Genomic DNA, 5,154 nt, shown 5'->3' on the forward strand with positions numbered 1-5,154 from the left:
CCAGCTTGTCCTTGGGCACACCCGGCAGATCGGCGTACAGGGTGATGCCTGCGGCGTCCTCGTACACATTCACTGGCGGCATCAGGGCCGCTTCAGTGCTGCCAGTTTCGGCTTGTTTGGTGACAGCAGTATTTTCGCTCATGGCCAGATCCCCCTCGCATCACTGGATGCTGATTTGGCGCCGCTGCGCTGCTTCGAGGCGCTGGATGCTGATGTGCAGCACGCCGTCGCGGTACTTGGCTTCCACCGCATTGGGATTTACGTCGTCCGGTAGGCTCACTACACGGCGGAAGCGGCCGGCAAAGCGTTCATTGATATGCAGGGAGGTTTGCTCGTCCTTGTCAGAGAGATCGGGCTTGCGCTCGCCGACAATGGTCAGTACACCCTTCACCAGTTGCACGTCGATGCTGGCCGGATCGATGCCGGGGGCGAAAGCGTAGATTTCCACCGAGTGAGGGGTGCCGCCGACATTGATGGCCGGAAAACTGACCCGACCGCGAATGCTGGGAGACAGCTCGAATGCCTGTTGCATCTCGCGCTGCAGGCGGTCCAGTTCTGAGAATACGTCACGGGGAAACAGGGACCGATACATCATGTTTGCCTCCATTCACTCTGGCGCGGGCGCCATATTCTGGCGTCCCCGGTTGCAATGGTAAGGCTTCCCCCGAGGATATCAAGTTCTTGATTTGACTGATATTCGCCATCATGCTTCCGAGCGGAAGGGCAGCGCTAGAGACCTGAAAAGGGGAACACGCATGGAATTCCAGGACTACTACAGAACGCTGGGAGTGACGCGCGATGCCGCCGCGGAGGACATCAAGAAGGCGTTCCGCAAGCTCGCGCGCAAGTTCCATCCCGATGTTTCCAAGCAGTCGGATGCCGAACTGCGCATGAAGGAGCTCAACGAGGCCTATGCCGTACTCTCCGACCCGGAAAAGCGCGCCGCGTACGACCAATTGGGACGAGGCCATCAGCCCGGCCAGGAGTTCCGTCCGCCGCCGGACTGGAACACCGGCTTTGAGTTCTCCAGTCGGGGCTACTCGCCCCGGAAAGAGGCCGATTTCAGCGACTTCTTCGCCGAGCTGTTTGGCCACGTAGGGGGCGGAAACCGCGGTTTCCATACACACGGTGGCAACTTTCAGTCACGCGGTGTGGATCACCACGCCAAGGTGCTGCTGGACCTGGACGACACCTTTACCGGCGCCACCCGTCAGCTTTCGCTGCAGGTACCAAGCATGGACGCCCGTGGCGGGGTACAGCTCAGGAGCCGGACCCTCAGCGTGAAAATTCCCAAAGGCGTGCGCGAAGGTCAGCTCATCCGTCTGGGTGGGCAGGGTGCGCCGGGGACCGGCGGTGCGCCGGCGGGGGATCTTTTTCTGGAAGTGCATTTCAAACCGCACGACCAACTGAAAGTGAAGGGACGCAATCTACACCTCACCCTGCCGGTGGCGCCATGGGAGGCGGCGCTGGGGGCGGTAGTGCCCATCCATTTACCTGGGGGCGAACTGAAGGTGCGCATTCCCCCCGGCGCCCAGAGCGGCAGCGAGCTACGCGTGCGCGGCAAGGGCATCCCCGCGAATCCACCAGGCGATCTGCTGCTGGACATCCAGGTGGTGTTGCCGCCGGCAAACACCCCTATAGCACGGGGGCTGTATGAAACCATGGCACGGGAATTGGCCTTTAACCCGCGCCCGGACAGGAGAGCCTGACCCATGCCTGATGACGACGTTCTGATCGGCTGCCTGATGGAAGATGCTTGGCTGACTCTGGAGCAAGTGGCGGCAGCCTGCATGGTGGAACCAGAGTGGCTCATGCGGCATGTAGATGAGGGCTTGTTCCCCCATGCCGTAAGTGTCGCTGGCGGCTGCCGGTTTTCCAGCGCCAGCCTGTTACGGGCGCGGAGCTGCGTCAGTTGGAGCATGACTTTGACGCCATACCGGAACTGGCCGCTCTGGTGGCCAACCTACGGGAAGAAATGGATGATCTACAAGCGCGGCTGCGCTGTAACAATCGGTGCTGAGCGCGTCATGGATGCGCTAGCCTGGCGCCGTTGAGCCTGAGCCAACCGTCTGTTGCCAACTCGTGACCCTCCCCCTGGTCCTGATGAGCGAAAACGCTATGAGGGGCGGCCTGCTGGTGGCGGCAAGCCGTGCCCCAAGGGCCCGCCCCCAGAGCCACTCTCTCGCGTACTTCAACGCGGCGACTTTTACCACCTCGGTGCAGCCAGCCTCCAAGTTGGATTGCTAACCTGCGGGATTGACCATATCTGAAAGAACATATTAAAAATACAAGAAATTGGATGAAATAATTTTAATTTAATATGTGCCACGTCCTTCCGACCCATTTCACTGTCGGGCTAATAATTACAAACACGGAAAGGAAAAGATAATTCGATTCCTGCACGAGCAGTTCATATCAATTTCGTAGAAATCAGTATCGGTGACCCCGCTTTTGACCTCGGTTGATCGTGGCACGGCAAGCAGGATTCGGCCAGGATCGATCAGCGGCGGAGTCAATACGACCTCTCGTACCGGCGAAGCGCCCGATCGTTCGCAGATATCTGATTCATCGTCGACGTGCGTCGCCATGCGCGCCAACCGGGCAGCCCTGAATTTCGACTCGGCGCCGTGCGCCGGCGTGGCATCGCCCCTGGCCGGCAATGAGCGCGCATGACCACCCGCCGCGTGACCAAGCACCAGCATGCCAACGCGCGCCTAGCCGCTGACTGGACGATGCATCACTCAGTAGCCGCGCGGGTAGTAGCCCCCGCGCCCTTCCTCATCTCCTCGCTCGCGACGCTCTTCACGATCCCGATGGTGCTCGCGACGCTCGTCGCCCCTGTAGCCGCCCTCCCCGTACCGACCGCCTTCCCGGCCGCCATCGGGCACCCATACGCAGCCGCCCAAGGCAGCTATGACCAAGACCAGAAGCACATTCCGAGTCCGTTTCACGGCACCCTCCTCGTCGAACGCTCCGACCGCCGGAGCCACTGCTTGGAGTCTAGGACACCGGACGCTGGGCTCTGTGGCCGTGTGATGGGCGCTTCTCAAGGGGTGACGCTATGATCCGCCGCGAATACAAGACGTTCGGCTTCTGCTTTGGCCTGGGCGGCGGCGCCAAGGGCTTCAAGAAGGCCGCGTCCCAGGTGGGCAACACGATCGCGACCTGGCGCTGCATCGGCGGCATCGACGTCGCCCCGGCCGCCGCTCGCGACTTCGAGCAGCTCGTGGGCGTGACGTGCACGGTCATGGAACTGTTCACCCGCGAGATGTACTAGGCCTTCTGGGGCAAAGAGCCGCCGGCGGGCTGGTGCGAGGCCACGGCCGTCGACATCCGGCGCGCCGCCGGCAACGAGACGCCCGATTGCGTGTTCATCTCGTCGCCATGCAAGGGCGCGCCCGGGCTGCTGTCCGAGGCTCTGAGCCGCACGCCGAAGTACCAGGCGCTCAACGAGCTGACCCTGCGCTGCGTGTGGCTGATATGCAAGGCCTGGAAGGACAAGCCCGTCAAGCTGATCGTCTTCGAGAACGTGCCGCGTCTGGCCACGCGCGGGCCGCACCTGCTGGACCAGATCAACCAGATCCTGCGCCACTACGGCTATGCCGTGAACGAGACCACGCACGATTGCGGCCAGATCGGCAAGCTGGCGCAGAGCCGCAAGCGCTTCCTCATGGTGGCTCGGCACATGGAGCAGGTCCCGGCCTTCCTGTGCGAGCCCAAGATTCACCGTCTGCAGGGCGTCGGCACCGTGCTGGGCCGCATGCCGCGGCAGGGCGATCCCGCCGGCGGCCCGATGCACCGTGTGCCGTCGTTGCAGTGGAAGACTTGGGTGCGCCTGGCGTTCGTCGAGGCCGGCAGTGACTGGCGCAGCCTGAACAAGCTGGCAGTGGAGAACGGGCACCTGCGGGACTACCTGATCATGCCGGAGCGGCGCAACGGCACGCTGGGCGTGCTGGACTGGAACGGGCATGCCGGCACGGTCGTGGGCGAGTCGCTGCCCAGCAATGGCACGTTCTCGATCGCGACCGCGCGGCCCGGCCAACGCTGCCCAGTACCAACAGTATGGCGTGCTGCGTTGGGGCGAGACGTCCGGCGCCATCATCGGCGTCAAGTCGCCCGGCCAGGGCACCTTCAGCGTGGCCGACCCGCGCCACCCGGGGCCGGCCAAGCATAACAACGAGTTCCACATCGTGCCGTGGGACCAGGCCGCCGGCGCGGTCACCAGCGCCCACGGCACAGGCCAGTGCGTGCAGGACCCGCGCGCATCGACCGGCTTCGAGGGCGCGGGCAAGTACCGCCTTCCCGGCTTCGACGAGCCGGCCGGTACCGCCCTTTCACCACGTTTGAACTAGCCTGCCTGCAGTCCCTCGTTGAGCCGGAGGAATACCTGGAGTTGGACCGCCTGAGCGATCAGGCCTGGCGTGAACGGATCAGCAACGCCGTGCCGCCGGACGCCGCGTGCGCGATCGCCGAGGTAATGGGCACCACCCTGCTGCTGGCCGAATCCGGCGAGACGTTCATGCTGTCGGCCACTCCAGTGTGGGTGCGGCCGGTGGCCGTAGTACCGGTGGAGCAGCCTGCGGAGGTGTTGTAGTGGCCTATTTTCCGACCAAACCGGCCACGGCCACAAATGCGGAAACGATAGCTATACCGAGAGCCCATTTCGAAATGCGAAGCGCTTGTCGCGCAGTCTCGGCTTGGTTCTGCGCCGCCCCCGCTGCCTGCTCCGTAGCCAGAAGCGCTCGTTCCTCGAGTATCTCCGCTCGCTGGCTGTCGATCCTATCGAGATAGGCACGAGCGTTCTCTAAGCGCCTGTCGCCGAACGTGTGGTGCTCTACGTGCTGCCGGAATTCGTCCTCGCTGTGTTTAGCAATCCACTCGAGAATTTCGGCATCGGTTTCGAAGTTCGCCATGGCTTGCCCCCTGTCGTTCCGAAGGATCGTAGCACGCGAAGGAAGCGAGACGGATGGGGATAGCGGGGTGAGATCAACCAAGCGCAAGAAGCACGTCGATCGCTCGCTCGCCATAGTGCAATGCGGCCTGCTCGGCAGCTGCCTCGGTGAAGTAATCGCTATGGTCCGACGCGGGGCCGTAGATGGCGTCGTCATCGGGCTCGGCTGTGTATCGGATTTCGACTACATACCCCCATTTCTG

Annotated in this window: 9 protein-coding genes and 1 pseudogene; 6 read left to right on the forward strand and 4 right to left on the reverse strand. The window is 63.0% G+C overall.

The window, feature by feature from the left end:
• Both ACYP5B_RS19380 and ACYP5B_RS19385 read right to left on the reverse strand, forming a co-directional pair.
• Window positions 1–142: pseudogene (locus ACYP5B_RS19380) on the reverse strand (Hsp20/alpha crystallin family protein); the annotation flags it as partial.
• An 18-nt stretch (window positions 143–160) separates the two neighbouring features.
• Window positions 161–595 carry an Hsp20/alpha crystallin family protein gene (locus ACYP5B_RS19385; protein ID WP_400098580.1) on the reverse strand — a complete coding sequence of 145 codons (435 nt, stop codon included), beginning with the start codon at window positions 593–595 and terminating at the stop codon, window positions 161–163.
• A 160-nt stretch (window positions 596–755) separates the two neighbouring features.
• Here ACYP5B_RS19385 and ACYP5B_RS19390 point away from each other — a divergent pair, with 160 nt between their 5' ends.
• Window positions 756–1,709 carry a DnaJ C-terminal domain-containing protein gene (locus tag ACYP5B_RS19390; protein WP_459570797.1) on the forward strand — a complete coding sequence of 318 codons (954 nt, stop codon included), beginning with the start codon at window positions 756–758 and terminating at the stop codon, window positions 1,707–1,709.
• Window positions 1,710–1,712: 3 nt separating this feature from the next.
• Entirely contained in the window at window positions 1,713–2,054 is a 342-nt protein-coding gene (locus ACYP5B_RS19395) for a hypothetical protein (RefSeq protein ID WP_459570798.1), read from the forward strand.
• Between the two features lie 309 nt (window positions 2,055–2,363).
• Here ACYP5B_RS19395 and ACYP5B_RS19400 read toward each other — a convergent pair whose 3' ends face one another.
• Window positions 2,364–2,702: a hypothetical protein gene (locus ACYP5B_RS19400; protein WP_459570799.1), complete on the reverse strand. Its 339-nt coding sequence runs from the start codon at window positions 2,700–2,702 to the stop codon at window positions 2,364–2,366.
• Window positions 2,703–3,061: 359 nt separating this feature from the next.
• Here ACYP5B_RS19400 and ACYP5B_RS19405 point away from each other — a divergent pair, with 359 nt between their 5' ends.
• Genes ACYP5B_RS19405 through ACYP5B_RS19420 form a run of 4 tightly spaced genes read left to right on the forward strand, consistent with a single transcriptional unit; the run spans window position 3,062 to window position 4,594 of the window.
• Entirely contained in the window at window positions 3,062–3,277 is a 216-nt protein-coding gene (locus tag ACYP5B_RS19405) for a hypothetical protein (RefSeq protein ID WP_459570800.1), read from the forward strand.
• A gap of 54 nt (window positions 3,278–3,331) precedes the next feature.
• Window positions 3,332–4,174, forward strand: coding sequence for a DNA cytosine methyltransferase (locus ACYP5B_RS19410; protein ID WP_459570804.1), 843 nt, complete (start codon window positions 3,332–3,334; stop codon window positions 4,172–4,174).
• A complete protein-coding gene (locus ACYP5B_RS19415) occupies window positions 4,137–4,352 on the forward strand; it encodes a hypothetical protein (RefSeq protein WP_459570801.1) in 216 nt (71 codons plus the stop codon). The genes ACYP5B_RS19410 and ACYP5B_RS19415 overlap by 38 nt, the downstream gene beginning before the upstream one ends.
• Window positions 4,353–4,393: 41 nt before the next feature.
• Window positions 4,394–4,594: a hypothetical protein gene (locus ACYP5B_RS19420; protein WP_459570802.1), complete on the forward strand. Its 201-nt coding sequence runs from the start codon at window positions 4,394–4,396 to the stop codon at window positions 4,592–4,594.
• 4 nt (window positions 4,595–4,598) lie between these two features.
• Here ACYP5B_RS19420 and ACYP5B_RS19425 read toward each other — a convergent pair whose 3' ends face one another.
• On the reverse strand, window positions 4,599–4,913 hold the full coding sequence (locus ACYP5B_RS19425; protein WP_459570803.1) for a hypothetical protein: 315 nt from the start codon (window positions 4,911–4,913) through the stop codon (window positions 4,599–4,601).
• Between the last annotated feature and the right edge of the window lie 241 nt (window positions 4,914–5,154).

Source organism: Cupriavidus sp. 8B, assembly GCF_054589115.1.

Coding starts and splice junctions, on each gene's coding strand:
- ACYP5B_RS19390 (WP_459570797.1), top strand. CDS start 756: ATGGAATTCCAGGACTACTACAGAACGCTGGGAGTGACGCGCGATGCC.
- ACYP5B_RS19385 (WP_400098580.1), bottom strand. CDS start 595: ATGATGTATCGGTCCCTGTTTCCCCGTGACGTATTCTCAGAACTGGAC.
- ACYP5B_RS19405 (WP_459570800.1), top strand. CDS start 3,062: ATGATCCGCCGCGAATACAAGACGTTCGGCTTCTGCTTTGGCCTGGGC.
- ACYP5B_RS19425 (WP_459570803.1), bottom strand. CDS start 4,913: ATGGCGAACTTCGAAACCGATGCCGAAATTCTCGAGTGGATTGCTAAA.
- ACYP5B_RS19400 (WP_459570799.1), bottom strand. CDS start 2,702: ATGCTGGTGCTTGGTCACGCGGCGGGTGGTCATGCGCGCTCATTGCCG.
- ACYP5B_RS19395 (WP_459570798.1), top strand. CDS start 1,713: ATGCCTGATGACGACGTTCTGATCGGCTGCCTGATGGAAGATGCTTGG.